Annotated in this window: 23 protein-coding genes; 13 read left to right on the top strand and 10 right to left on the bottom strand. The window is 66.0% G+C overall.

Annotation, left to right across the window (positions count from 1 at the left end; all coding sequences use genetic code 11):
• Positions 1 to 10 precede the first annotated feature (10 nt).
• From DFR24_RS10920 to DFR24_RS10880, 9 genes are all read left to right on the top strand, one after another.
• Positions 11 to 829 carry a hypothetical protein gene (locus tag DFR24_RS10920; RefSeq protein WP_133881288.1) on the top strand — a complete coding sequence of 273 codons (819 nt, stop codon included), beginning with the start codon at positions 11 to 13 and terminating at the stop codon, positions 827 to 829.
• A 21-nt stretch (positions 830 to 850) separates the two neighbouring features.
• Complete coding sequence (locus DFR24_RS10915; protein ID WP_162851156.1) at positions 851 to 1,447, top strand: cytochrome c oxidase subunit 3; 597 nt, start codon at positions 851 to 853, stop codon at positions 1,445 to 1,447.
• Positions 1,444 to 1,836 carry a cytochrome C oxidase subunit IV family protein gene (locus tag DFR24_RS10910; RefSeq protein WP_133881286.1) on the top strand — a complete coding sequence of 131 codons (393 nt, stop codon included), beginning with the start codon at positions 1,444 to 1,446 and terminating at the stop codon, positions 1,834 to 1,836. Before DFR24_RS10915 ends, DFR24_RS10910 begins: the two co-directional genes overlap by 4 nt.
• A gap of 93 nt (positions 1,837 to 1,929) precedes the next feature.
• Entirely contained in the window at positions 1,930 to 2,262 is a 333-nt protein-coding gene (locus DFR24_RS10905; protein ID WP_133881285.1) for a hypothetical protein, read from the top strand.
• A 66-nt stretch (positions 2,263 to 2,328) separates the two neighbouring features.
• Positions 2,329 to 3,063, top strand: coding sequence for a TetR/AcrR family transcriptional regulator (locus DFR24_RS10900; protein WP_162851155.1), 735 nt, complete (start codon positions 2,329 to 2,331; stop codon positions 3,061 to 3,063).
• 558 nt (positions 3,064 to 3,621) lie between these two features.
• On the top strand, positions 3,622 to 4,101 hold the full coding sequence (locus DFR24_RS24415) for a helix-turn-helix domain-containing protein (protein ID WP_162851154.1): 480 nt from the start codon (positions 3,622 to 3,624) through the stop codon (positions 4,099 to 4,101).
• Positions 4,102 to 4,621: 520 nt separating this feature from the next.
• Complete coding sequence (locus DFR24_RS10890; RefSeq protein ID WP_246051588.1) at positions 4,622 to 5,845, top strand: sigma 54-interacting transcriptional regulator; 1,224 nt, start codon at positions 4,622 to 4,624, stop codon at positions 5,843 to 5,845.
• A gap of 141 nt (positions 5,846 to 5,986) precedes the next feature.
• On the top strand, positions 5,987 to 9,661 hold the full coding sequence (locus tag DFR24_RS10885) for a beta strand repeat-containing protein (RefSeq protein WP_133881281.1): 3,675 nt from the start codon (positions 5,987 to 5,989) through the stop codon (positions 9,659 to 9,661).
• Between the two features lie 265 nt (positions 9,662 to 9,926).
• Positions 9,927 to 10,595: a hemerythrin domain-containing protein gene (locus DFR24_RS10880; RefSeq protein ID WP_133881280.1), complete on the top strand. Its 669-nt coding sequence runs from the start codon at positions 9,927 to 9,929 to the stop codon at positions 10,593 to 10,595.
• Positions 10,596 to 10,607: 12 nt separating this feature from the next.
• Here the strand turns inward: DFR24_RS10880 and DFR24_RS10875 are convergent, their stop codons facing one another.
• From DFR24_RS10875 to DFR24_RS10835, 10 genes are all read right to left on the bottom strand, one after another.
• Entirely contained in the window at positions 10,608 to 11,942 is a 1,335-nt protein-coding gene (locus tag DFR24_RS10875) for a GAF domain-containing protein (protein WP_246051587.1), read from the bottom strand.
• Entirely contained in the window at positions 11,939 to 12,421 is a 483-nt protein-coding gene (locus DFR24_RS24915; RefSeq protein WP_170214109.1) for a hypothetical protein, read from the bottom strand. The genes DFR24_RS10875 and DFR24_RS24915 overlap by 4 nt, the downstream gene beginning before the upstream one ends.
• Complete coding sequence (locus tag DFR24_RS10870; RefSeq protein WP_133881278.1) at positions 12,418 to 13,680, bottom strand: 6-phosphofructokinase; 1,263 nt, start codon at positions 13,678 to 13,680, stop codon at positions 12,418 to 12,420. The genes DFR24_RS24915 and DFR24_RS10870 overlap by 4 nt, the downstream gene beginning before the upstream one ends.
• A gap of 152 nt (positions 13,681 to 13,832) precedes the next feature.
• Entirely contained in the window at positions 13,833 to 14,843 is a 1,011-nt protein-coding gene (locus DFR24_RS10865; RefSeq protein ID WP_246051586.1) for a class 1 fructose-bisphosphatase, read from the bottom strand.
• 29 nt (positions 14,844 to 14,872) lie between these two features.
• Positions 14,873 to 16,231, bottom strand: coding sequence for an acetyl-CoA carboxylase biotin carboxylase subunit (gene accC / locus DFR24_RS10860; RefSeq protein ID WP_133881277.1), 1,359 nt, complete (start codon positions 16,229 to 16,231; stop codon positions 14,873 to 14,875).
• 12 nt (positions 16,232 to 16,243) lie between these two features.
• A complete protein-coding gene (gene accB, locus DFR24_RS10855; RefSeq protein ID WP_133881276.1) occupies positions 16,244 to 16,717 on the bottom strand; it encodes an acetyl-CoA carboxylase biotin carboxyl carrier protein in 474 nt (157 codons plus the stop codon).
• 5 nt (positions 16,718 to 16,722) lie between these two features.
• On the bottom strand, positions 16,723 to 17,169 hold the full coding sequence (gene aroQ / locus DFR24_RS10850; RefSeq protein ID WP_210772503.1) for a type II 3-dehydroquinate dehydratase: 447 nt from the start codon (positions 17,167 to 17,169) through the stop codon (positions 16,723 to 16,725).
• 186 nt (positions 17,170 to 17,355) lie between these two features.
• Positions 17,356 to 17,889 carry a TlpA family protein disulfide reductase gene (locus DFR24_RS10845; protein ID WP_246051585.1) on the bottom strand — a complete coding sequence of 178 codons (534 nt, stop codon included), beginning with the start codon at positions 17,887 to 17,889 and terminating at the stop codon, positions 17,356 to 17,358.
• Entirely contained in the window at positions 17,886 to 18,215 is a 330-nt protein-coding gene (gene cutA / locus DFR24_RS10840; RefSeq protein ID WP_210772502.1) for a divalent-cation tolerance protein CutA, read from the bottom strand. Before cutA ends, DFR24_RS10845 begins: the two co-directional genes overlap by 4 nt.
• Before the next feature lies 1 nt (position 18,216).
• Complete coding sequence (locus DFR24_RS10835) at positions 18,217 to 19,542, bottom strand: UDP-glucose dehydrogenase family protein (RefSeq protein ID WP_133881273.1); 1,326 nt, start codon at positions 19,540 to 19,542, stop codon at positions 18,217 to 18,219.
• Between the two features lie 152 nt (positions 19,543 to 19,694).
• On the opposite strand from DFR24_RS10835, the gene DFR24_RS10830 reads away from it, so the two are divergent.
• The 4 genes from DFR24_RS10830 to DFR24_RS10815 are packed head-to-tail and all read left to right on the top strand — an operon-like array spanning position 19,695 to position 22,999.
• Positions 19,695 to 20,852 carry a cysteine desulfurase family protein gene (locus DFR24_RS10830; RefSeq protein WP_133881272.1) on the top strand — a complete coding sequence of 386 codons (1,158 nt, stop codon included), beginning with the start codon at positions 19,695 to 19,697 and terminating at the stop codon, positions 20,850 to 20,852.
• Positions 20,853 to 20,886: 34 nt separating this feature from the next.
• Positions 20,887 to 22,275 (top strand): Si-specific NAD(P)(+) transhydrogenase, encoded by a 1,389-nt coding sequence (gene sthA, locus DFR24_RS10825; RefSeq protein ID WP_133881271.1) that lies wholly within the window; start codon positions 20,887 to 20,889, stop codon positions 22,273 to 22,275.
• Complete coding sequence (locus DFR24_RS10820) at positions 22,272 to 22,679, top strand: iron-sulfur cluster assembly scaffold protein (protein WP_133881270.1); 408 nt, start codon at positions 22,272 to 22,274, stop codon at positions 22,677 to 22,679. Before sthA ends, DFR24_RS10820 begins: the two co-directional genes overlap by 4 nt.
• The gene (locus DFR24_RS10815; protein WP_133881269.1) at positions 22,676 to 22,999 is read left to right on the top strand and encodes a HesB/IscA family protein; all 324 of its coding nucleotides are present in this window, start codon (positions 22,676 to 22,678) and stop codon (positions 22,997 to 22,999) included. Before DFR24_RS10820 ends, DFR24_RS10815 begins: the two co-directional genes overlap by 4 nt.
• Positions 23,000 to 23,023: the final 24 nt, after the last annotated feature.

The raw sequence follows: 23,023 nt of genomic DNA, 5'->3' as shown, positions 1-23,023 counted from the left end.
CCCGCCGGCTGTGGAGGTCGGGGTTTTTGTCCATGCCGCGTCGCGGCAGGTACCGGCCGATGCCGGCAACGCGAGAGGATGTTCAACGATGCCCATGATCAATCCGTATCAGCACGTCCGCCTGTGCATCTGGGCCGGTGTGGTCCTGCTGTTCATCGAAGTGGTGTTCTGGGGGATCCTGGGACAGAACATCCCGCCGTACTCCCCGGCGCTTGATGCGCAGGCCTACGCCGAAGTCTTCCGGGCCGACGCGGATGTCATCCGGATCGGCATGACGGGAGCGGTCATGGGCGGAATCCTCTACATGTTCTGGACGGTGGGGATCACGAAAATAATGGAGCCGATCGAGCGCGCCAACAGCGCGAACAACGTGCTCTCGACACTGCAGATGTGGAGCGGCGGACTGACGACCGTCTTCTTCATCGTTCCCCCCGGGATCTGGCTCGGCTCGACGTTTCGCGCCCAGACCATGCCACCTGACATCCTGCAGGCTCTGACGGACGTCGCATGGATGCTGTTCGACATGTCGGCGACGACAGGATCCGCCCAGCTCATTGCGCTTGGCGTGTGCATCCTTTCGGATCGACGCCGCATTCCCATCATCCCGAAGTGGATTGGCTGGATGGGCATCTACGTCGGCGCGAGCTTGGTGATGTTCGCGTTCATGCCGTTCTTCAAGACCGGTGCGTTCGCCCGCAATGGCGCGATCAATTTCTGGTTCGAGCTTCCGGCCTTCTTCCTCTTCATGGTGCTCTCGACCATCTTCCTGCTCAAGGCCATTCCAAAGCTGGACGCAGAGTACGCCGCGGAACACGTAGCGAAGACCTGATCCGGAACGATCGAAATGCCAGTGACCGAGGCACCCGGCGAGGCGACGGACGAGGATTCCGCGCCGTGGTTCCCCAGCATCTGGACATTCATCGCCTTGGACTGCGCCACGTTTGGTGTGCTCTTCGGTGTCTTCATGTCCGAGCGACTGCACGATCCCGCGGCCTACGATGCCTCGGCGAGCCTGTTGGATGTGCGTCTGGGCCTGGCGAACACGCTGATCCTGATTACCAGCAGCTATCTTGTGGCGCTATCCGCCGCCGCAGCCCGCCGCGATGATCTGCCAGCGCTGCGCCGCCTGTTGCTCGGCGGGATCGTCGTCGGAGCGGGCTTCGCGGTGCTCAAACTGACGGAATACGCGATGAAGATCGCGGCTGGGATCACGCCCCAGACCGATGCGTTCTTCGGCTACTACTTCGCGTTGACCGGCGTCCACTTCCTGCACTACGGGGCCGGGATGCTGGTGTTGCTGGTGCTGCTGCGGCGAGCGCAGCGGGTCGCGGCGGTCGACGAAGGGCTGACGCGAGCCGTGATGTCCGGGGGCATTTTCTGGCACATGGTCGACCTGCTCTGGGTCTTCCTCTTCCCGATGCTCTATCTGCTGGGCGCCGTGCGATGAACGTCCGGACAGCGGGCACAAGAACGCTGCATCTGACCTGGGCGGCGCTGATCCTGGCCACCCTGTTCGGTGTCGGCACAGCCCAGCTGCTCGGGCATCCGCTCCTGGCGGCTGCGGCGATCATGGTCGTTGCGGGGGGCAAGATTTTCCTGATCCTTCGCAACTTCATGGAACTGCACCAGGGACCACTGGCGTACCGCTTGTTCTTCGCAAGCTGGATCGTGGCTTGTGTCGTCGGCATCTCCGCTTCGTTTGCGTTCTCGCTCTTCAATACGTCTGCGCGCGCGTCGACGGGCCTGCTGAATTCGTCGTCCGCGCCCCAGGGCGACGGAACGCCTGTCAGCGCGCCGCGCAGCAACGGGTCTGGTCCGGGTCTGAAAGCGGATTGATGAGCGTGTTAGCCCGTTCGTACAAGAGTCGCGCCCGGCCACTTCCGTAACCTTTTCCAGCCGCGCGCATGCGCGAATCGATGCGCAGGTGCCATGGACAGGACAGCTTTCCTCGGACGGTTTCACCGCGGCGCCGATCGCGACAAGCGCGCGGCAATAAAGGCGTGCAGTCGTTCGGCGCGGAGTGCAGACCCGGCACAGGTCTGCACCGTATCGGATCCGCCCCTGCACGAACTGGTTTCCCTGATCGCTCGCGAGCGGGTCTGGTCGAACGAGAGTAATCGCGGCCCGCTTTGCAGTGGCGGTGCAGGTCTCGGAGGCGATTTCTGGAACTGGCTTCTGGAGCTGCCGGAAGAGGATTACCCGTGGACTCGAGCCGCTCAGCTTCGCGAAGAGTTTTTTCGGATCGCCCCGGACCCCGAGTAGACGTGTGAACAAGATGGCGCATTCGACCCGCTTCGAGAGCGTCTGATGCCGGCAGGACCGGTCCACATGGCAGCGCGTCGTCAGGCCATCATGGACGCGGCCGAGGCGCTGATTCGCAAGCGCGGGGCGACCAGCTTCACGATGGCCGAACTGGCGATGGCGGCCGGCGTCAGCGCGGCGACGCCGTTCAACCTGTTCGAGTCCAAACTTTGCCTGCTCTATGCGCTTCTGATCCGTTCTCTTGATGGCGTAAACGATGCGGGTCGAAAGGCAAGCGCGGAGCCGGACCCTTTCATCCGGGTGATGAACGCTGCCGAGGGCGTCGGTCGAATGTTCACGGCTGACGCCAGGTTCTATCGCCCGCTGCACCAGGTACTGCTGAGCGCGGTCGATCCTGTTCATCGCCCCCACTATCTCGAGCGGGCGGCGTTCTTCTGGTATGTGGCGATCGACGGCCTGCAGTCCCTGCATCTGTTCTCCGACGCGCAATCTCGGGGCCAGCTCGCCTGCGAACTGGTCGGTATGGCCCTCGGGCGTGTGGATCTATGGGTCCACGGCGAAATCGAGAACGAGAATCTCCCATCGCACCTGGCGTACGGCGCTTTGGCCTTGGCGGTGGGACTCACCAGCGGAGCACGGCGCAAGCGAGTGCTGTCTCTGATGCAAGCGTGCCGGCCTGCGCCGCTCAAGGCCTTTCGACTGGGCTCTTCTGCGCACCGCGCGCGGGTCGCGCCGCGCCCTCTTCGGCCCACGACGCGCAAGGCCAAGGTCCCCACGCAGCGTTCACGTCCGGCTGCATAGCGCGCGCAGCGATCCGGCGCGCCGTCATCCGCGCAGGCGGGACGAGTGTGATCGGCGCCGGAACCTCGTCTGGCGATGACGCGTATCTCATCGACTCTCGAACGATCGCAGCAACCGCTCGTCAGCCTGATCCGGTGCGTTCATTGCAGGTCGGCGCGTGCCGAAGATAGAGTCGAAAAAATATAGTCGGCTATATATAAGCCGACAGATCATCGAGACACACGCTGACGGATCATCGAGAGGGAGGGACTCGGGATGAACCACTGCCACGTAGAGCGAGGCGTCGACGAGCCGCAGCAGCGTCTGCATCGAGTGATGCTGATCACCCGGAATCGCATCGCGTTCTGCGGACCTTTCGGAAGACCCAGCAGCCGCTGCCTGGGATCGTGGACCTTCTATGTTTCGGCCGACGAGCCGTTCCATCTGGACGAGGAAGGGCAGGACGGGCGCTCTACACGATTTGCGCTCGTCGCGCCCTGGAGCAGGCATCGCGTCGTGCCGTCGGGGCGCGATCTGTCGGTCCTTCTGATCGAACCCGACTCCGTGGATGTCCCTGCGATGTGCGCCGCATTGATGGGCTCGCCCGAGGCGCAGCAGCGAACGGCGGATGCGATCCGTGACGGCTTCCGGAACAATCCCAGTGCGGCTGCCGATTTCGACGTCCATTTTTTTGGTGGCGCCCTGCCGTGCCGTCGGCTGGATCATCGTGTCCGGCGGGTGATCGATCTCATCGCCGCCCCCGAGACTTCTCGCCTGAGCGCGGAGCAATACGCCAGTCAGGTCTTTTTGTCGTCATCGCGATTCATGCACCTGTTCAGCGAGCAGACCCAGACGACGTTCCGCCGCTTTCGCAGCTGGAAGCGCGCGCGCCGATTCCTGACGATGCTGACCGGCCAGCCGAGGCTGGTCGATGTAGCCCTCGATGCCGGGTATGCGGACTCGACGCACCTGAGCCGATGCGTCCGGAGCTGCTATGGCTACACCCCTGCGGTGATGTGCGGAGCCTCGCGGGCACTGGCCGTCGTGGCCCGTGCCTAGGGCTGGTTCACGAAAGCCGGTTTGGGCAGACTCGGGCCTCGCAGACCGGGCCCTCTGACGCACCCGCGGGGGATGGATCAGCCGCACCCGGCTCGAGTTGCGGGTCGAGGGCGTATGCCTTCGGCAGGGTCGAACGCCTGCGGGGCTGCACCGAGGTTCGCTGCCGCAGGCGGGCCGGGAATCTGGCCGGGAGCCCTCGCGGCATCGGGTCGGTCCCCCGGCGGCGATGACGCTGTGCAATCCGGACAACGGCTCACGGGTGCGATTCGGCGCTCTCCACGCACCGGAAATGCCCCTGCCTTGCCGTTTTTCGTGATGAGCTCGTCCCGGTGACGGGACCGGCGCCGTCGATCGGTGACGACCGGCTGTCCATCCGCCGTGCAGCGGCGGTATGGTGAACGCCACGTCGTAATCGCGGGGAAGATGCATGTTCCGGCTTGGCCCAAAAAGAAACGCTGACCTTCCGATAGCCGATCGACTGCCGGCACCGGACCTGATCATCTATTCGTCCGACACGCAGTTGCGTGACGAACAGAGGATCGGCGCGTTCCATCACCATCTCGCGGCCGGGCGCCGCTTCGAGTTTCGCGGGCTGCCGACGGGATTCGAAGGCGAGCCGATGGGAAGCGATTTCGTGCTCGGCCTGTTCCTGGAGCCGGCGCGCCTCGATCCGCTCGCCGACGCGGTGCTCGCGCTGCGTCGGCAGGGACGCAGCATCGCGCTGATCGTCGCAATCAAGCCGGGCCAGCTCGCGGCCTTCGGACGCTGGCTGGAAAAGCGTGCCGGCGAGCACCGCCTCGGCGGCATGCATCTGCTGGTCGCGGCCGATCTGGACGGCGTCTCCGCGCAGCTCGGCGATCGCATGAGCCCGGTGCGCGAAGAGAACGTCATCCGCATGCCGATGACCACCGAGGTCGAGAACCAGAGCTGGAAGAATTTCTACGTCTTCAGTTCCAAGCTGCAGACGCTCGTCACACGCGTTCGCGCGTTCGCGCAGAACGGCATCCATCGCGCCTACCTGCTCGGCGGGCCGGGCAGCGGCAAGACCTCGCTCGCGTATTACTACTTCCTGGTCCGCAACAAGGGCCGCTTCGTGTCGGTGAACCTTGCGGCGGAGAACACCGGTGACAAGTCATCGGTGAAGTCGTTGCTGTGCGGTCACGTGGCCGGCGCGTTTCCCGGAGCAGGTGCGCGCATCGGCGCCTTCACCCAGGCGCGCGATGGTGTGTGCTTCCTCGACGAGAGCCACGGCGTCATGGGCCCCGTGATGGAAGTACTGATGGAGGCCCTCGACAACGGGCAGTACCTGCCATTCGGTGCCGCCGCGAAGCAGCGGCTCGATTGTGCGCTGCTGTTCGCGACCAACCGGAGCTGGCAGCACCTGATGGACTCCGTGAACATCGATGAATTCACGCGTCTGGGCGCCGCCACGTTGCAGGTGCCCGAGCTGTCGCAGCGCGAGGAGGACATGATCGCCGTCACCGCGACGACGCTCGCGCGGCTGGGCGAAGGCTGCACCACGTGGAAGGGTCCCACCGGCCTGCACGACGATGCCTGGGAGCGGATTCGCGCCTGTCGCTGGCACGGCAACGCGCGCGCGCTCGTTCGCACGCTCGAGGCTGCGTTCGTCGATTGCTGCTCGCGGGGCGAGACACTTATTCCCGCGCAAGATATCGATATGGGTATTTCGATGTGGGAACCGAAGGATCACCATAGCCATAAGATCTATGGCGTGAATGCGTGAGATGCCGTCAGCCGCACGCCGGCAATTGGTAGCATCTCGTTAACAAGAGTCCCCTCGTCGAGGGTGACTCAGCTCAGCGGTGCGCCCGGGGATGCTGCATGGCGCACGGCATGGGTTCATTGTGTGGAGACCCTCTTACTCATGATCTCGTCAGGCTCGCTGCTGCAGGCTCGTTTTTCCTGGATGTTGATGCTGGCCCTTCTGTTGGGTGCCTGCGGCGGAGGCGGGGGCGGGGGCGGCAATGGTGGAGACGATCCCGAAGCGACGCTCGTGCGTGTCGAGATTTCGCCTGCGACCGTTTCGGTGGCGATCGGCACGACGCAGCAGCTCACGGCCACCGCCGTGTATTCCGACGGAACGACGCAGAACGTCACGAGCACGGCCAATTGGACGCCTGAAAACGCGGCCGTTGCATCGGTTGGCAATGCTGCTGTGAACAAAGGACTGCTGCGCGGCATCAGGGCCGGAAGCACGTCGGTGTCAGCGACCTTCCAGGGCGCGAGCGTCACCGCCGCCGTGACGGTGACGCCCGCGACGCCGGTGAGCCTTTCGGTCACACCGACCAATCCCTTCATTCCGGATGGGGGCGTTCGCCAGCTCGCGGCGACGATGTTCTTCTCCGACGGGACGCAGCAGGATGTGACCAACAGCGCGACGTGGACCACGGCCCGACCCGCCGTGGCCACCGTAAACTCGACGGGACTCGTGACGGCGATCGACCCGGGCAGCTCGGTGATATCCGCCACTGCGATGTCGCTCACGCAGAGTGCGACGGTGACGGTCACGTCGGCACTGGCGACCAGTCTGACGGTGACACCGTTCAATCCGGCGGTCCCCGTCGGCGGCACGCAGCAGTTCACCGCGACGGTGACGTTCAGCGATTCCACGACGCGAGACGTCACCACGACCGCGACCTGGATTTCTTCGTTGCCGGGACGCGCCACGATCAGCGATGCCGCCGGTTCCAAGGGCCTTGCGACCGCTCGCCTCGCCGGCGCCACGCAGATCAGTGCCGAGGTGATGGGCGTCAGGGGCGCCGTCACGATGACGGTGACCAATACAGGCATCGTGTCCATCGACGTCACGCCGAAGAACGCCAATGTCGCCGTCGGCTTCGCGCGCCCCTATCAGGCGACGGCCCGGCTCAGCAACGGCACGACCCGCGACGTCACCACCGAGGTGAGCTGGACGTCCAGCAACACGGCGCGTGCAACGATCGGTAACGCGGCTGCCGACAAGGGCATCGCGACCGGTGTGGCCGCAGGGCCGACGACGATCACCGCGAAGCTTGGCAACGTGGAAGGTTCGACCGCCCTGAACGTCACGGCTGTCACGCTTACCGCCATCGGTGTGACGCCGGCGAATCCGTCGATCGCACTCGGCCTCGATCAGCTGTTCACGGCCATCGCCACGTTTTCGGACGCGAGCACGCTCAACGTGACCGACCGCGTGATCTGGGCGTCTTCCAACGTGACCGTGGCCAGCATCAGCAATGCCGATGGCAGCCGCGGCCTGGCCAGTTCGCTCGCCACCGGGACGACGACTGTCTCGGCTTCGATCGGGACCACCACGGGCCAGACCGTGCTGACCGTTGCGGATGCGGCGCTGACCGCGATCGAGATCACGCCGACGAATCTGACCGTGGCCAAAGGCCTGACGCAGTCATTCACGGCCACAGGCCGGTTCACCGATGAGGTGGCGCGCGACATCACCACCTCGGTGACGTGGAGCAGTTCGAGCCCGGCCGTGGCCACGATCAGCAACGACGCCGGCGCCATGACGCAGGGACGCGCAACCGCGGTCCAGGTCGGAACGACGACCATCACTGCGACACGGAGCGGAATCAACGGCACCGCCACGATGACGGTGACCGATGCGCTGCTCGTGTCCATCGACGTCACGCCGAAGAATGCCAATGTCGGCGTCGGATTCGAGCGCGCGTTCCAGGCGACGGCCCGGCTCAGTGACGCCACGACCCGCGACATCACGACCGAGGTGAGCTGGACGTCCGGCGACCCCGCGCTTGCAACGATCGGCAATGCGGCCGCCGACAAGGGCATCGCGACCGGTGTGGCTGAAGGGCAGACGACGATCACCGCGACGCTCGGCGATGCGCAAGGTTCGACCACGCTGAATGTCAACGTGGTCACCATCACCGCCATCGGCGTGACGCCGGCGAATCCCTCGATCGCGCTCGGCCTCGAGCAACCGTTCACGGCCATCGCCACGTTCTCGGATTCGAGCACGTTGAACGTGACCGATCGCGTCACCTGGGCTTCTTCCGACGAAGCCGTGGCGACCATCAGCAATGCCGATGGCAGCCATGGCCTGGCGAGTTCGATCGCGACCGGGACGACGACGGTTTCCGCGTCGATCGGGCCCACGACCGGCCAGACGGTGCTGACGGTTGCGGACGCGGCGCTGACCGCCATCGAGATCACGCCGGTGAATCCGATCGTGGCCAAGGGCCTGACGCAGGCGTTCACGGCTACCGGCACATTCACCGACGAGGTGGCACGCGACATCACCACCTCGGTGACGTGGAGCAGTTCGAGCCCGGCCGTGGCGACGATCAGCAACGATGCGGGCGCCATGACGCAGGGACGCGCAACAGGCATCCAGGCCGGAACGACGACCATCACCGCGACGCGGAACGGCGTCACTGCCTCGACCACGCTCAGGGTGACGGCAGCCGTCTTGCAGACGATCGACGTGACGCCGGCCGACGCGAGCGTCCCGGTCGGCGCCGAGCAGGCGTTCACGGCGACCGGCACGTATTCGGACGGCTCGACGGCGAACCTCAGTGGTCTCGTCACTTGGGCCAGCAGCCAGACCAGCGTGGCGACGATCAGCAACGTGACGGGTTCGCGCGGACTTGCAACGGCCAGGGCCACGGGCACGACGACGATCAGCGCGACGAGCATCAGCGGAGCGGTCGTCGGTTCGACGTCGTTCATCGTGACGCCGATCGTGCTGCGGTCCATCCAGGTCACGCCGGCCGCGGCCACGGTGGTGTTCGGCGGCACGCGCCAGCTCACGGCGACGGGCACGTACTCCGACGGCTCGACCCGGAACATCACGACCGAGGTCACCTGGGCCACCGTGGATCCGTCCATCGCATCGGTCAGCAATGCGACCGGCAGCAAGGGCCTGGCCACGGCTGCCGCGACGACGGGAGCGGCCACGATCACCGCCACCGATCCCGACACGATGATCGATGGCGCAATGACGCTCACGGTCGTGTCGGCGCTGCTGACGGAGATTCGCGTGACGCCTGCCGCCGCGACGTTGCCGATCGGCTTCGCGCGCCAGTACACCGCGTTGGGCGTGTACTCGAATGGCAGCGAGCAGGATGTCACCACGCAGGTCCTCTGGACCTCGACCGCTCCTGCCATCGCGCCCGTCAGCAACGCCAGCGGGTTCAAGGGCGTGGTGAGCGGCACCGCGGTCGGAGGCTCGACGATCAGGGCGACCTTGTCGAACGGCGCCGGCACCAACATCGTCGGGCAGACCGGCGTGACCGTGACGGCGGCGACCCTCACGTCGATTGCGGTGACGCCGGGATCGGTATTCCGACCGTCGGGCAGCACGCAGCAGTTCGTGGCGGTTGGAACCTTCTCCGACGGCAGCACGCTGCCGATCACGGAACAGGTCACCTGGGCGTCTTCCGAGGCGAGCGTCGCCACGATCAGCAATCAGGCCGGGACGCAGGGTCTCGCGACGGTCATCGCCGGTCTGCTGCCCATCACGACGACGATCAGTGCGACGCGCGGCGCGGTGGCGGCGACGGCGACCCTGTCGCGAGGTCTGCTGTAAAGATCGCGGGCTACGGGCGCTGACGCGCCCGTAGCCCGGACGAAGTCCGGGGTTTCTGGTGCAGATCGGGCGCGACCCCGGACTTCGTCCGGGCTACGAGACGAAGCGGCCTCGACGAGCGATGCGTGCGCCGCATCACGAACCGCGGCCCCTTAGCGAGTTCTTAGCAAACCCTTAAGCGCGTTTTAGCAGCGACTCCGAGGTGCGGTTCCTAAGCTGGTCGGCAAGCGGCAGTTCCGCCGCAACACCTTCCGGGAGAACCGACATGCAGCAACGCGCCGACATCTACGCCGTCATCCACAAGGGCCTGCGGGCCTTCATGGGCCAGACGCTGACCCGCGTCGGCCGCGTCGACTGGGAGGACGCCGAGGACCGCGGGACCACGCTCGCGCAGGTGCAAGAACTGCTCGCCTGCTGCGCCGCGCATCTCGAGCACGAGGATGGCTTCATCCATCCCGCCATGGAGGAACGCCGCCCGGGTTCGAGCGCGCAGACCTCCGGCGATCATCGCGACCATCTGCGTCACATCGAAGAGCTCGGCCGCATGGCCGCGCGCGTCGGCGAATCCGCCAACGGTGCGCGACAGCAGGCGGGCGACGAGTTGTACCGCGCGCTGGCAGGATTCGTCGCCGAGAACTTCGAGCACATGGAGATCGAGGAGCGTTACAACAATTCCGTGCTGTGGTCCGCGTACACCGACGCCGAGATCATGGGTATCGAGCAGCGGCTCGTGGCTTCGGTGAAGCCGGAGATGATGCAGCTGCTGTTGCCGTGGATGCTGCCCTACGCCAGCCCCGCGCAGCGCGCCGAGATGCTCGGCGGCATGCGCCAGGGCATGCCGGGCGAGGCGTTCCAGGGCGTGATGAACATGCTGCGCGACCTGCTGCTTCCGCGGGAGTGGAACAAGCTCGCCACGACGATGAGCCTGGCTTAGTGCTGCGGCCGGTCAGCGACTGACTTCCACCAGTTGCAGCGGCCGCTCCACGCGCAGGCGGAAGCGGCCGCGCCCGGTCTTGTCGAGCGCGATCCACGGGCAGCGCTCGGCCAGGCGGCGCGTCAGCAGAATCAGGCGCGTGTCGAGATTGTCGACGATCTCGGGGAGGCGCAGGTTCGGATCCAGGCGCAGTTCGCGCGTCGTGAAATCGCGGCGGCCGCCGGCGTGATCGCGCAGCAATTTCCACAGCAGCGCGCCGGCCACGCCCTTGATCAGGTATTCGTCGCCGACGAACACGCTGTCGTTCTCGGCGAAGCGTCGCAGCTGCAGCGGCGGACCTTCCGGTGTCGGTGACGGCGCGCTGCCAGTCGCCAGTGCGTCGTCTTCCTGCAGCCGCAGTAGCGCGATGCGCGCACTGAGCTGGGCGGCGAGCACGCACAGCAGGTCTTCTTCGACGTAGCGGAAGCGGCTGGGTCGGCTGCTCTCCACGTAGAGCACACCCAGGCACTGGCCACGATCCAGCAGCGGCACCGCGAGCTGACTCTGCGCGTCGGGCAGTCCGGGGAAGGGGATCTCGGTGCTGGTGTCGTGGCCGGGCTGACGTCCGCTGTCGCGTACGGCGCGTACGTACGCGTACTCGCTGCTCGTGTGGGTGATGCGGATCGGCGTGCGCTCTCGCGCCGACACGCCAATCACGCCGTCGCCCAGCGCGATCTCGGTGCCGATGCCGGAATCGACGAAGCCACGGCTGGCCACTGCGTACAGGCGCGCACCCGGCGCATCGCTGATCAGCAGCAGGCTATGGCCGATGTCGAACTCGCGCTGCAGCACCGACAGGGTCTCGTCGAACAGGCGCTCGAGGTCGGCGCAGGCCGCCAAGCGTTCGACGCCGTTGCGCAGCGCCACCAGCGGCGGCGGCCCGGCCGGCGCCGGCGGCAGGCTGCGTCCGGGAACGCGTTCGATCGATGCCACGCGATAGAGATCCGAGCCGAGCAGCCGGAACACATCCGACATGCCGGTCTGGGACGCGATGCCGGCGAGCTTGGCGCGCATGCGCTCGAACAGCGGCCCTGCGCTTTCCGTGCGCAGGTAATGCAGCCGCAGCCGCCAGGCCTCCGCGGTCTGTGCATGCGTGACCATCACCGTCGCCGAAGGATTGGCGAGGATGTTCTCGCGCGTCTTGTTGAAGAACTGGAACGACAGCGCCACATGGCTGCGATCGACGTATTCGATCTGCGAAACCAAGGTGATGTTCGGCACGCCATCGGCGCCGCAGGTGGCCAGAATCGGCGGCACGCCGCCCTCGAAGCAATCGCGAACCTGATCCAGCCCCACCGTGTGCGTCACGTTCCGGGTTCCATGCGCACGCCGGCTTGCGGGCCGGGCGTCTGCTCGAACGCGGCATCGGGCGAGAAGCGCACGCAGGCCACGTGGCCTTCGCGCACGTCGAGCAGCGTGTCGACGTACTCGTGCGTCCAGCCGTACACCCCCAGGACCGCGGCGAAGTCCCGGGTGTGAACCCGGCATAGATCGAGATCGGCGCTCTGCACCGGTACGATCTGTGCGTCGCAGCCCTTGAACTGCAACGTTCGATTGGTGATCGGATGCGAGAACGTCACCGCAACACGTCGCGTGGTCTCGATGCAGGCGAGGGCTTCGGCGGCCTTGTCGAGGTCGACGATCAGGTTCAGCACGCGTCCGCTGTCCTCGAAGTGGCAACCCAGTACGCGGCAGAGCGTGGCGATCCCGTGCGAATCGGCGGCGGCCAGGCTGATCGACAGCCCGCCGCGGAGAAAGCCCAGGTCCATGGGGACCGGGCGGCTCATTTCGTCACGGTGAAAGTCGGCAGCTTCTTCGGGACTGCGGCATTGCGAAGGCGCACGTAGTCCGGCAGCCCGTTGCGATACGGCGGGTAGTCCTCGCCCGCGATCAGCGGCGCCAGGTAACGCCGACAGGCGTCGGTGATGTGAAAGCCGTCCGCGCTGATGAAATCGCGCGGCATCTTCTTCTCGACATTGGCGACCTGATCGAGCGGTGCCTCGCCCGTCGTCCAGACATAGGGCGAGTCGGACTGCCGTTCTATGGTCGCCATCACGCCCGACTTGCCGGCCACCGCCAGTTCCACCGCGGCCTTGCCGACCGCGTACGACTGCTCGACATCGGTGGCGCTGGCGATGTGACGCGCCGCGCGCATGAGGTAGTCGGCCACCGCGTAGTGCTGCTTGTACTTGAGGCGGTCGCCGACGAGCCTGGCGAGCAGCGGCGCCAGGCCGCCGAGCTGCGTGTGGCCGAAGGCATCCGCACCGCCAGCTTCCGAAACGAACTTGCCCGACGCGAGCCGGATGCCCTCGCTGGCGACGATCGAACACGAGCCATGCTGCTTCACGCTCGCGTCGACGGCGGCCAGGAACTTGTCTTCGTCGAACACGATCTCGGGAAACAGGATCACCTGCGGTGCTTCGCCTTCGTTCTCGGAGGCGAGGCCTCCGGCCGCCGCGGTCCAGCCGGCGTGGCGTCCCATGACTTCGAGGATGAAGACCTTGGTCGAGGTCTTGGCCATGCTCTCGACGTCGAAGCCTGCTTCGCGGATCGACACGGCGGTGTACTTGGCCACCGATCCGAATCCCGGACAGCAATCGGTGAGCGGCAGATCGTTGTCCATCGTCTTGGGCACGTGGATCGCCTGGACGGGATAGCCGAGCGTCTCGCCGAGCTGGCTGACCTTCAGGCAGGTGTCGGCGCTGTCGCCGCCACCGTTGTAGAAGAAGGTGCCGATGTCATGCGCCTTGAACACCTCGATCAGGCGTTCGTACTCCGCGCGATTCTTGTCCAGGCCCTTGAGCTTGTGCCGGCACGACCCGAATGCGCCGGCCGGGGTGTGACGCAGCGCGGCGATGGCGGCGTCGGATTCCAGCGAGGTGTCGATCAGGTCTTCGGTCAGCGCGCCGATGATGCCGTTGCGGCCGGCATAGAGCTTTCCGAAATGTTGCGGATGCTGGCGCGCCGTCTCGATGACGCCCTGCGCCGAAACGTTGATGACCGCGGTGACGCCGCCGGACTGGGCGTAGAGGGCATTGCGGGGCATGGTCGCTCCGGCGGACGTATGGCTGCGAGAGATTTAGCGCAAAGGCGTGAAGGATGGAAGGCGGGAGCAACAGCCTGCCCAGCCTGCGCGACTCTCGATGCAAGATCCGGTGCGGCCAGGGCCGTACCGGCGTGACGCGTCCGGTCGCTGGCTCAGCCGCCGGCGTGATACGACGCGACGCGCTCGACCTCGTTCTTCGAGCCCATGATCACTGGCACGCGCTGGTGCAGCTTGCCCGGCTTGATCGCCAGAATCCGTTCGCGGCCGGTGCTCGCCGCGCCGCCCGCCTGCTCGATCAACATGCTCATCGGGTTGGCTTCGTACATCAGGCGCAGCTTGCCGCCCTGGGCCTTGGTCTTGGCGTCGAGCGGGTACATGAAGACGCCGCCGCGCGTCAGGATGCGGTGCACGTCGGACACCATCGATGCGACCCAGCGCATGTTGAAGTCCTTGCCGCGCGGTCCGTCCTTGCCGGCCAGGCATTCATCGATGTAGCGCTTGACCGGCGCCTCCCAATGGCGTGCATTCGAGGCGTTGATCGAGAATTCCTGCGTGTCGGCGGGGATGCGCAGGTCGCGCTGCGTCAGCACGAAGCTGCCGAGTTCGCGGTCCAGCGTGAACACGTGGACGCCGGTGCCGATCGTCAGGACCAGCTGCGTGCTCGGACCGTACAGCGCGTAGCCGGCGCAGACCTGCTGCGTGCCCGCCTGCAGGAACGACTCCTCCAGCGGCCCAGTCGGACGTCGCGGCGCGCGCAGCACCGAGAAGATGGTGCCCACCGAAATGTTGACGTCGATGTTGCTCGAGCCGTCGAGCGGATCGAACAGCAGCAGATACCCGCCCTTCGGGAACTGCTCGGGGATCATGACCGCCTCGTCCATCTCCTCCGAGGCCAATGCGGCGAGATGCCCGCCCCACTCGTTGGCCTCCATCAGGATGTCGTTGGACAGCACGTCCAGCTTCTTCTGCGCCTCGCCCTGGATGTTGCCGGTACCGGCCTCGCCCAGCACCCCGCCGAGTGCACCCTTGCCGATGGCGATCGAAATGCGCTTGCAAGCGCGTGTCACCACCTCGATGAGCAGGCGCAAATCAGGCATCTGCTCGCCGTGCTCGCGCATCTCTTCGATAAGGAACTGCGTCAGGAAAACGGGTTTCGTCGGCACGGGAGAAATGAGATGGAGTGAAAGGGGGCTTATTCCTGCGACCAGCGATCGATCATGCCGGCGAGGTAATGAATGTCGTGCCGCCCCTCGACGAAGGCCTGGTCACGCATGATCCGCTGCTGCAGCGCCACGTTGGTCTCGATGCCCTCGATGATCATCTCGGACAGCGCGCCCTTCATGCGGGCGATCGCCGAATCGCGCGTGTTCCCCCAGCAGATGAGCTTGCCGACCATCGAGTCGTAGTGAGGCGGCACCTTGTAACCAGAGTAGATGTGCGTATCCATGCGCACGCCCGGGCCGCCCGGAGCATGGTATTTGGTGATGCACCCCGGCGAAGGGATGAACGTGCGCGCGTTCTCGGCGTTGATGCGGCACTCGATGGCGTGGCCGCGCAGGCGGATGTTGCCCTGGCGCTTGGTCAGCTTGCGGCCGTCGGCGATCTTGATCATCTCGCGGATCAGGTCCACGCCCGTGACCATTTCGGTCACCGGGTGCTCGACCTGGATACGCGTGTTCATCTCGATGAAGTAGAACTTGCCTTCGTCGTACAGGAACTCGAACGTGCCGGCGCCGCGATAGCCGATGCGCTTGCAGGCTTCCACGCAGAGATGCCCGATCTCCTCGCGCTGCTCGTCCGTGATGCCGGGTGCCGGAGATTCTTCGATGACTTTCTGGTTGCGGCGCTGCATGGAGCAGTCGCGCTCGCCCAGGTAGATCGCATTGCCCTGGCCGTCGGCCAGCACCTGCACCTCGACGTGGCGCGGCGTTTCGAGATACTTCTCGAGGAATACGGAGGAATCCTTGAACGCGTTCAGGGCCTCGGTGCGGGCGATCTGGATCTTGCCGATCAACTCCTCGCGCGTGCGTACCACCTGCATGCCGCGGCCGCCGCCGCCCGATGCCGCCTTGATCAGCACGGGGTAACCCACGGCTTCGGCGATGTTCAGGCACTCGGCCTCGTCTTCGGGCAGTTCGCCTTCGGAGCCGGGCACGCAGGGCACGCCCGCTGCGATCATCTCGGCCTTGGCGTTGGTCTTCGAGCCCATCAGGCGGATCGTTTCCGAACGCGGCCCGATGAAGATGAAGCCGGATTTCTCGACGCTCTCGGCGAAGTCGGCGTTCTCGGACAGGAATCCGTAGCCGGGATGGATGGCGTCGGCCTGCGTGACTTCCGCGGCGCTGATCAGCGCCGCCATGTTCAGGTAGCTCTTCTGCGCCGCGGGAGGCCCGATGCAGACGGATTCATCGGCGAGCAGCACGTGCTTGAGGTCGCGGTCGGCCTGCGAATACACCGCGACCGTCTTGATTCCCATCTCGCGACAGGCCCGCAGGATGCGCAGCGCGATCTCGCCACGATTGGCGATCAGGATCTTCTTGATCTCTCTCATCGAGACGGCCGCCTACTCGATCACGAACAGCGGCTGGTCGAACTCCACCGCGTTCTCGTTGGCCACCAGGATCTCGGCGACGACGCCCGCCTTGTCGGACTCGATCTGGTTGAGCATCTTCATCGCCTCGATGATGCACAGCGTCTGGCCGGCCTTGACGGTCTGGCCGATCTCCACGAACGCGCGCGCGCCCGGCGAGGGCTGCCGGTAGAACGTGCCGACCATCGGTGCGCGCACGATGTGGCGCGTATCCACTTCGGGTTTCGCCGCGGCGACGGGAGCCGCCTGTGCCACCGGCGCTGCGACTGCGGCCGGTGCCGGGGGCGCGTACGAGCCGGCGGCGGGTCCCGGACCGGAGATGTATTGCGTGATCGGCCCGCTGTTGCGGCTGATGCGCACCGATTCCTCGCCTTCCTTGACCTCCAGCTCCGAGATCCCCGATTGCTCCACGAGGTCGATCAGCGTCTTGATCTTGCGCAGGTCCATTGCCGCTATTTCCCCTTTTTCGTCAGTTGTTGATCCGCCGCGTGCAGAGCCAGCCCATAGCCAATCGGGCCCAGTCCCACGATCGCGCCCACGGCGATGTCGGTGAAGTACGAGTGATGCCGGAAGGACTCCCGGCTGTACACGTTCGAGAGATGAACCTCGATGAACGGGATGGCCACGCCCAGCAGTGCATCGCGCAGCGCGACGCTGGTATGCGTGAACGCACCAGGATTGAGCAGGATGAAGTCGACATCGCCGCGCGCCTCTTGCACGCGATCGACGAGGGCGCCTTCATGGTTGCTCTGGAAGCTGCTCAGGCGGTGCCCCAGCGCCTGCGCACGCTGCGCCATGTCCGCCTCGATCTCGGCGAGCGTCGTAGCCCCGTAGACCTCGGGCTCGCGAGTGCCGAGCAGGTTGAGGTTGGGGCCGTTCAGGAGCAGCAGGTGGCTCAAGTGGAACGCTTCCGTCCTTGAAGTGCCAAGATTCTGCCCGAAGGGCAGCGGGAATGGAAATTGGCGGAGGATCGAAGCGGTTTGCCGACCGTTGGCGGCAAGATGGGGTGCCCGGTCAGCGCGACGACGGGCCGAAACCATGTTTCGGCGTCCGCGGGAAGCCGTCGTGTCCGTTCTGCCTGGCTTCTAGAGCGCGTCCTGCGTGGGCAGGTGCTTCTCGATGAGCTGGATCAGCTCCTCGGCCTCGAATTCGCCGTGCTTGCGATCGACTACGTACCCGTCCGCGGAAATCAGTACGGAAAACGGCAGCGCGCCCATCGTGTCGCCGAGCGCATCCATCGCATTCGGAATCTGCGTCTCGCCGATCAGGATCGGGTACTGGATCTTCAGGCGCGGCAGCATCGCGCGGACCTGCTCGGGGTCGTCCATCGCGGGCCCCAGGATCTGCAGGCCGCGTGCACCGTAGCGATCCTGCATCTGCACCAGCAGCGGGATTTCCTGCAGGCACGGCGCGCACCACGTCGCCCAGAAATTCACCAGCACGAGCTTGCCGCGCAACGCCGACAAGCTCGCGGTGCCGCCGTCGAGCGTGGCCATCGACAGCTCGGGTGCGAGCGACGGTGCCTCCACAGCCTCGCGACCGGTCAGATAGCGCTGCAAGGCGAATCCACCGCCCAGCGCGAGCAGGGCGACGATCAGGAAAGGGAGAAGTTTCTTCAAGAGTGCGGTGGTGATCCGATCGAAGCGGCGATCCATTCGAGATAGGGCGTGTGCCCAGCGGCGATATCGACCGCGATGATCTCGGGGAGTTCGTAAGGGTGGCGCGCGAGGACTTCGCGCTTGAGGTCCTCGAAGACGTCCGCCGTGGTCTTGATCATCAGCAGCGCTTCGCCGTCCTGACTCACCTCGTCCTTCCAGCGATAGATCGAGGTCACTGCCGGCAGGATGTTCACGCAGGCCGCGACACGCGCTTCCACCAGGCCGCGCGCGAGCGCCTCCGCGTGCGCGAGCGGGCAGGTCACCCAGGCGACCTGCGCGTGGCCCACGTCAGGCGCGTCCGCGTCCGATCGCGTAGTACGCGATGCCCGCCTGCTCGACGAACTTCGGCTCGTAGAGATTGCGGCCGTCGAAGATCACGGGGTGCTTCATCGCCTTGGCGATGCGCTCGAAATTCGGCGACTGGAACACGCGCCACTCGGTGACCACGGCGAGCGCATCAGCGCCCTTGACCGCTTCCTCCGGCGAACTCGCGAGCACCAGGTCCGCGCGCTTGCCATACAGCTTTTCGGTTTCGTGCATCGCCACCGGATCGTAGGCGCGGATCTTCCCGCCGGCGGCCCACACCGCTTCCATCAGGTCGCGCGACGGCGCTTCGCGCATGTCGTCGGTACGCGGCTTGAACGCCAGGCCCCACAGCGCAATCGTCTTGCCCTGCAGGGAGCCGAAGTGCTTCTGCATCTTTTCGAACAGGCGATTCTTCTGTGCCTTGTTCACGGCTTCGACGCTGTTGAGCAACGAGGCCTCGAAGCCGACCGTCGAGGCCGTGTGCGCCAGCGCCTTCACGTCCTTGGGGAAGCACGAGCCGCCGTAGCCGCAGCCCGGATAGATGAAATGGAAGCCGATGCGCGGATCCGAGCCGATGCCGACGCGCACTTTCTCGATGTCGGCGCCGACGCGCTCGGCCAGGTTGGCCATCTCGTTCATGAAGCTGATCTTGGTCGCCAGCATCGCGTTGGCCGCGTACTTGGTCAGCTCCGACGAGCGCAGGTCCATGACGATCATCTTGTCGTGGTTACGGTTGAACGGCGCGTACAGCGCGTGCATCAGGTCCGCGGCCTTTTCCGACGACACGCCGACGATCACGCGGTCGGGCTTGTTGAAGTCCGCCACGGCGGCGCCTTCCTTCAGGAATTCCGGGTTCGACACCACGTCGAATTCGATCGTCTTGCCCCGACCCGCCAGCTCCGCGGCGAGCGTGTCGCGCACGCGGTCCGCTGTGCCCACTGGCACGGTCGATTTGCTGACGACGATGCGGTAGTCGTCCATGTGATGACCGATGGACTTGGCGACCGCGAGCACGTACTTCATGTCGGCCGAGCCGTCCTCGCTGGGCGGCGTGCCGACCGCGATGAACTGGTAGAGGCCGTGGGCGACGCCTTCGGCTGCGGAGGTGGTGAAACGCAGGCGGCCGGCCTGCGCATTCGAGACCAGCAATTCCTCGAGTCCCGGCTCGTAGATCGGGCACTCGCCGCGGCGCAGCCGTTCCACTTTTGCCGCGTCGACATCGACGCACAGGACGTCGTTGCCGGCATCGGCGAAGCAGGCGGCGGTGACCAGCCCGACGTAGCCGGAGCCGAAGATGGTGATGTTCAAGCCAGACCTCCGAGAGACGTGCGCAGGCACGCCAGGACGGAAAAGTGTACGCAGCGGCGCGCGCCAACGTCACGTTCGATGCATGACGACGAGCGTCGATTCGGCCATGGGCGCCGACTTGCATCAGACTATCCGCCCGAAGCCTTCGTCTCATCCGCCACGTGATCTACCTCGACCACGCCGCCACCACGCCGCTCGCACCCGAAGCCTGGACCGCGATGCGGCCCTGGCTGGAGCCGGGCGGCGGATATGGCAATCCGGCGTCGGCGCATGCCGCGGGCCGGCAGGCGCTTGCCGCGGTGGAGGCGGCGCGCGCGCAGGTTGCGGCGCTCGTGGGTGCGCAGCCGGAGGAAATCGTCTGGACCAGCGGCGCCACCGAGTCGAACAACCTCGCGATCAAGGGCGCGGTGGAATTCCATGCCCGCGGGCGGGCCCACGTGATCACATCGCGGATCGAGCATCGCTGCGTGCTGGATACCTGCCGCTGGCTGGAAGGCGCGCGTAACGTGCGCGTCACGTATCTGCAACCGGATCGGCTGGGGCGCATCGAGCCCCAGCAGGTGATCGACGCGCTGAGCCCCGAAACCGTGCTGGTGTCGCTGATGTGGGCCAACAACGAGATCGGAAATCTCACCGATATCCCGGCGCTGGCCCCGCAGTTGCGCGAGCGCGGCGTGATGCTGCACGTGGACGCGGCGCAGGCCGCCGGCAAGGTCGCGATCGACCTCTGCGCGGTGCCCGTCGACCTGCTGTCACTTTCGGCGCACAAGCTCGGCGGCCCCAAGGGTGTCGGCGCGCTGTTCGTGCGACGCAGGCCGCGGGCACGTGTCGCGCCGCTGCTGCACGGCGGTGGCCACGAGTGGGGCATGCGTTCGGGGACCCTGGCCACGCACCAGGTCGTGGGCATGGGCGCGGCATTTGCATCGCTTCCCGTGGACTTCAGCGAACGGACGACCCACTTGCGCGAACGACTCTGGCAACGACTCGCGATGCTGCCCGGGGTGCAACGCAACGGCGATGCGCGGCAGGCGGCGCCGCACATCCTCAACCTGAGCTTCGACGGCGTGGAAGGCGAATCCCTGCGGGCGGCGCTGTTCGACGTGGCGGTTTCGAGTGGCGCGGCCTGTTCGTCGGCGACGGCGGAGCCCTCCTACGTGCTGCGCGCGCTCGGGCGCAACGACGAACTCGCGAACGCATCCCTGCGTTTTTCGTTCGGCCGCACGACGTGCGAAGCCGACATCGATGCGGCCGCTGCGCGCGTCGAACATGAAGTATTGCGTCTGCGCGCGCTGTCGCCGCTGACGAACTGATCGAGGAAACAGATGCAGGAAATCGAGGAAACAGATGCAGGAATTTGACATCGTCGTGATCGGCTCCGGCCCCGCCGGAGAAGGCGCGGCCATGATGGCGGCCAAGAACCACCGGCGCGTCGCGCTGGTGGAGCGCAGCGTCGAGATCGGCGGCGGCTGCACGCACTGGGGCACGATCCCGAGCAAGGCGCTGCGTCATGCCGTGAAGACGCTCAGCGACCTGCGGCACAACCCGCTGACGCGCAACTACTACAACGCCAATCCGCCGGAGTATCCGCAGTTGCTCAGCAGCGCGGACAAGGTCGTCGAATCGCAGATCGCGAGCCGTCGGCGCTACTACGAACGCAATCGTGTTCCGGTGTTCGAGGGCAGTGCGAGCTTTCTCGATGCGAATCGTATCGAGGTGCGCGGCGAGAGCGCGGCGCCGGAAATACTCAAGGCGGCGCACTTCGTCATCGCATCCGGTTCGCGGCCGTATCACCCGCCCGACCTCGACTTCACGCATCCGCGCGTCAAGGACAGCGACAGCATCCTGCGTTACGGCCATCACCCGTTCTCGGTGACGATCTTCGGCGCTGGCGTGATCGGCTGCGAGTACGCCTCGATCTTCGTCAACCTCGGCGCGAAGGTGACCCTGGTCAATACGCAGGACCGCCTGCTGTCGTTCCTCGACGAGGAGATCGCGGAGGCGCTGTCCTATCACCTGCGCGAGCAGGGCTGCCTGATCCGCCATCAGGAAGAGTACGAACGCGTCGAGCCACGCGAACGCGACGTCGTGCTGCACCTGAAGTCGGGCCGTCGCATCAAGTCCGACGTTCTGCTGTGGGCCAACGGGCGCACCGGCAACTCGGACGGCATGGGATTGGCCGAGCTCGGCATCGCGCTGAATTCACGGGGACAGGTGCTGGTCGACGACTGCTATCGCACCGCGCTGCCGCACATCTACGCGGTGGGCGATGTCATCGGTCCGCCGGCACTGGCCAGCGCGGCGTCGGTGCAGGGACGTTTCGCGACGCAGCACATCCTCGACCCCAGCGTGCAGCCGCAGCCGCTGGAAATGATCCCGAGCGGGATCTACACGATCCCCGAGATTTCCTCGGTGGGTCGTACCGAGCGCGACCTGCACGCGGCGCGCGTGCCGTACGAGGTCGGGCACGCCGCGTTCAAGAGCCTGGCCCGTGCGCAGATGACGGGCGAGACGGTGGGCATGCTCAAGCTGCTGTTCCACTCCGAGACCTTGCAGGTGCTCGGCGTGCACTGCTTCGGCGATCGGGCTTCGGAGATCGTGCACATCGGGCAGACGGTGATGGCCGATCCGGCGACCAACAGCATCCGCTACTTCATCAACACGACGTTCAACTACCCGACGATGGCCGAGGCCTACCGGGTGGCCGCGCACAACGGGCTGAACCGGCTCGCATGACGGCGAACGTGGGCGAGAACGGTTTGGGCTCGAACAACCCGCTCGGCTATCCGCCGCAGGTCTGGCGGCGCTTCATCGGAACCCCGCGAGCCGGGGCTCTTGAGCCGGCGGTCGGTGTGAGCGCCGCCGAGGTCGGGTCCCACGCCGGCAAGTTCCGGCTGAGGCTGGAATGCCGCCTGACCGACGGGCGCGTCAGCGATGCCCGCTTCCGCGCCTGGGGATGCCCTTACACGATCGCCGTCGGCAGCTGGCTGGCCGACTGGTGCCTCGGGCGTCCGGTGGCGGACTTGCAGGTCGCGCCGGTCGCCGAACTGCGCGCCGACCTTGAAATTCCAGAGGATCGCGCCCACTGTTGGCTCATGGCGCAGGACGTTCTGCGCGAATTGCACCGCCACCTGACATGAGTCTCCAGCTTTCCGCCTCCGCCGCCAGCCGTATCCAGCTCCAGCTCGCCAAGCGCGGCAAGGGGTTGGGACTGCGTGTGGGGGTCAAGAAGTCGGGATGCTCCGGCTACGCCTACACGATGGACTACGCCGACGACGTGTCGGCCGGGGACGAGGTGTTCGAGTCCCATGGCGCCAAGCTGATCGTGAAGTCGGAGCACCTGCCGATGCTGCAGGGCATGATCCTGGACTGGCAGAAGCAGGGACTGAACGAGTCCTTCAAGTTCATCAATCCGAACGTGAAGGCGCAGTGCGGCTGCGGCGAGAGCTTCGCCGTCTGAGTTCGCCGACGTAGCCCGGACGAA

Source organism: Panacagrimonas perspica (assembly GCF_004364935.1).
In the GTDB taxonomy this organism is placed as follows: Bacteria; Pseudomonadota; Gammaproteobacteria; order Nevskiales; family Nevskiaceae; genus Panacagrimonas; species Panacagrimonas perspica.
Note: the sequence above shows the minus strand (reverse complement) of the source record. Positions and strands in the feature narration are given on the sequence as shown.

Bases quoted from the DNA above. Each gene is read 5' to 3' on its own strand.
- accB (WP_133881276.1), bottom strand. From the start codon at position 16,717: ATGGACCTGCGCAAGATCAAGACGCTGATCGACCTCGTGGAGCAATCG.
- DFR24_RS10900 (WP_162851155.1), top strand. From the start codon at position 2,329: ATGGCAGCGCGTCGTCAGGCCATCATGGACGCGGCCGAGGCGCTGATT.
- accC (WP_133881277.1), bottom strand. From the start codon at position 16,231: ATGAGAGAGATCAAGAAGATCCTGATCGCCAATCGTGGCGAGATCGCG.
- DFR24_RS24915 (WP_170214109.1), bottom strand. From the start codon at position 12,421: ATGAGCCGCCCGGTCCCCATGGACCTGGGCTTTCTCCGCGGCGGGCTG.
- DFR24_RS10880 (WP_133881280.1), top strand. From the start codon at position 9,927: ATGCAGCAACGCGCCGACATCTACGCCGTCATCCACAAGGGCCTGCGG.
- DFR24_RS10885 (WP_133881281.1), top strand. From the start codon at position 5,987: ATGATCTCGTCAGGCTCGCTGCTGCAGGCTCGTTTTTCCTGGATGTTG.
- DFR24_RS24415 (WP_162851154.1), top strand. From the start codon at position 3,622: ATGTGCGCCGCATTGATGGGCTCGCCCGAGGCGCAGCAGCGAACGGCG.
- DFR24_RS10870 (WP_133881278.1), bottom strand. From the start codon at position 13,680: ATGCCCCGCAATGCCCTCTACGCCCAGTCCGGCGGCGTCACCGCGGTC.
- DFR24_RS10910 (WP_133881286.1), top strand. From the start codon at position 1,444: ATGAACGTCCGGACAGCGGGCACAAGAACGCTGCATCTGACCTGGGCG.
- DFR24_RS10815 (WP_133881269.1), top strand. From the start codon at position 22,676: ATGAGTCTCCAGCTTTCCGCCTCCGCCGCCAGCCGTATCCAGCTCCAG.
- DFR24_RS10905 (WP_133881285.1), top strand. From the start codon at position 1,930: ATGGACAGGACAGCTTTCCTCGGACGGTTTCACCGCGGCGCCGATCGC.
- sthA (WP_133881271.1), top strand. From the start codon at position 20,887: ATGCAGGAATTTGACATCGTCGTGATCGGCTCCGGCCCCGCCGGAGAA.
- DFR24_RS10820 (WP_133881270.1), top strand. From the start codon at position 22,272: ATGACGGCGAACGTGGGCGAGAACGGTTTGGGCTCGAACAACCCGCTC.